The organism is Clostridium fallax, from assembly GCF_900129365.1.
Taxonomy (GTDB): domain Bacteria; phylum Bacillota; class Clostridia; order Clostridiales; family Clostridiaceae; genus Clostridium_AH; species Clostridium_AH fallax.
Map to the genome: position 1 here is coordinate 1 of NZ_FQVM01000055.1, position 2686 is coordinate 2686.

Genomic DNA, 2686 nt, shown 5'->3' on the forward strand with positions numbered 1-2686 from the left:
ACTAATCTTTAGCATCTAAAAAATCTAAGTTTGTATTTAGATTATAGTTTTTAATTCTTATATTTATTTTATTTATATTTTAAAGAATTTGCACATATATTCATATAAATTAAAATATTATTGCATAATTTATATGTTGTATTTTCCAGTAGTAAATATTATTTTAAAATAATATGTATAAGTATCCTTAATATTAAAATTACTCTTCTATATACCAATCTTCAACATTTAAAAAGTTTAAACTTGTATTTGGATTATAATTTTTTAATTTAGCATTAGTAGCTTGTATAGTATTTGGAGCAAAGAAGCAAACCCAAGGTACATCTCTATTCATAATTTTTGCATATTCCCCATAGATTTCTTTTCTCTTTTCCTTATCATTAGTACTTAATCCTTCTTCCATAAGCTTATCTGCCTCTGGATTTTTATAAGATGATATATTCCAAGCAAAGGTGTTTTTCTCATCTGATGCTGCTTTAGAACTCCAATATGCTGTTGGATCTGGATCTATTGGCAAATTATTAAGCATCAAATACATATCAAAATCATGATTTCCCACTACTTGTTGCATAAGAGTACTAAACTCCATAGTTGATATATCTACTCCTATTCCAACATCTTTTAAATTTGATTGAACTAATAAAGCTCTTTGTTCTTGATCTTTTCTTCCAGATGGACAATGTAATTTAACTTGGAATTTCTCATTATTTGAGTTTTCTATTATTCCATCTCCATCTCTATCTTCCCATCCAGCCTCTTTTAAAAGTTCTTTAGCTTTATCTACATTATATTCATAATCATTTAATTCTCCATCTTTAGGATATGCCCAGCTAGTTGGTAGCATTGGTACACTTACTGCAGTACCAGTTCCTTCTGCAAGCTTTTCTAAAGCTTCTTTTTTATTAATTGCATAATCTATAGCTTGTCTAACTTTTACATCTTTAAATTTATCTTTTCTTAAATTCATACCCATATAAAGTATTCCTGATTGAGGATATGAGACTATATTAAATCCTTGTGATTTTATATCATCTTGTTCTGATTTTTTTAAAGTTGAGATATCTGCAATATCAACTGTTCCATTTTCAAGTTCTCCTTGAACTGTATCTGGATTTGTTACCTTAAATATAAATCTTTCTGTTTTAGGCTTGTTTCCATAATAGTTATCATTTTTTTCAAACTCTACACTTTGACCGCTATCAAATTTAGTTAGTTTATATGGTCCTGATCCTATAGGATTTAATAATAAATCACTACTTTCTTTCCAATTTGCTGGAGATATATCTCCCCAAATATGTTCTGGAATTATTGGAGTTGTTCCAATATCTCCTAAAGCTACTGAGTAAGGCTTTTCAAAAGTAAATTGTATAGTATCATCATCTAAAACCTTAATTCCTTCTACATCCTTTATCTTACCATCAGCAAAATCCTTTACTCCTTTGATTCTTTCAACAGCAGATTTTAAGCTTCCGTCATAATCTTTATTTGCTAAAGCTTTAAAAGTATATTCAACATCCTTAACAGTTAAAGGTTTTCCATCTTGCCATTTTAAATCTTTTTTAAGATTAAAAGTATATGTTAATCCATCATCTGAAACATTATAATCTTCTGCAAGTTCTGGCTGAAAATTATAATCTTTATCATATCCTAAAAGGCCAGTATAAATTAAACTATTAACCGCCCCATCGTATGTAGTATTAGAAATTAGAGGATTGAATACACCAGTTGGTGACGTATTTAATGCATATACTATTTTATCCTTTACAGTTCCACTAGCCTCCTCACTTTTATTTGAATCCTTTCCACATCCAACTAAAAGCGTAGAAGTTATAAGTACAGATGCTGTTAATAAAGTAAATATCTTTTTTATTTTCATTTTGAACCCTCCTATATTTTTCTTTGCCAATTAATTATATAAAACCCCATTTTTTTATTCAAAGTTTATTAATAAATTCTATCATTGCTTAATTTAATATTGTTTTTATCAATAATGTTAACAGTTTATTAATCATCATCATTAAAATCATTTTTTTATATTTATTTAATACTAAAAATATCTAAATATGTATTTTATAGTTTAGATATAAAAAACTTAATATATCTATATATTTATCAAGTAAATTTTTTATATTTTATAACTCTAAAAAAACAAATAAATTTAATTACTACTAAAAATTATTTAATGAAATCTTATTAAAATTTCAATATTATGTTTAATATTTTAATATAGACTATAAGTAATAAATAATTAATTATTTATAAAAATTTTATTATAAGGAGACAATAAAATGAGTGGTATAAAAGTATTACTTCATATTACAGATGATAACAAATGGCAAACACTTCTTGGAAATGTACATAATATGATTAAATCAGGAGAAAACTTTAAAATCGAAGTTTTAGCTAATGGAGTATCTGCTGTAACCTTACAAAAAGCTGTAAGTGATTTTAAAAACCTTTCAGAACCTTTCCAAAATCTCTCAAAAAAAGATGTAACATTTTGTGTTTGCAATCAATCACTAAAAAGATTTAATATTAAAGAAGATTCCTTATTACCATTTGTAAAAATAGTTCCTTTTGGAATTGTAGAAGTTGTAAAAAGAGAAAATGAAGGTTACTGTTATGTAAAACCTTGATTTAAAATAATAAAAAATTAAAAGCATCCTTAAATTTTTTATTATCTAAG

Annotated in this window: 2 protein-coding genes; one reads left to right on the top strand and one right to left on the bottom strand. The window is 25.6% G+C overall.

The window, feature by feature from the left end; translation table 11 throughout:
• Nucleotides 1-199 precede the first annotated feature (199 nt).
• Nucleotides 200-1876: a peptide-binding protein gene (locus BUA70_RS12775; RefSeq protein WP_072897880.1), complete on the bottom strand. Its 1677-nt coding sequence runs from the start codon at nucleotides 1874-1876 to the stop codon at nucleotides 200-202.
• Nucleotides 1877-2288: 412 nt separating this feature from the next.
• Here BUA70_RS12775 and BUA70_RS12780 point away from each other — a divergent pair, with 412 nt between their 5' ends.
• Nucleotides 2289-2636 carry a DsrE family protein gene (locus BUA70_RS12780; protein ID WP_083573547.1) on the top strand — a complete coding sequence of 116 codons (348 nt, stop codon included), beginning with the start codon at nucleotides 2289-2291 and terminating at the stop codon, nucleotides 2634-2636.
• The last annotated feature ends 50 nt before the right edge of the window (nucleotides 2637-2686 follow it).

What these genes read in the sequence shown, in the direction of transcription:
- BUA70_RS12775 (WP_072897880.1), bottom strand. Translation starts at nt 1,876, where the DNA reads ATGAAAATAAAAAAGATATTTACTTTATTAACAGCATCTGTACTTATA.
- BUA70_RS12780 (WP_083573547.1), top strand. Translation starts at nt 2,289, where the DNA reads ATGAGTGGTATAAAAGTATTACTTCATATTACAGATGATAACAAATGG.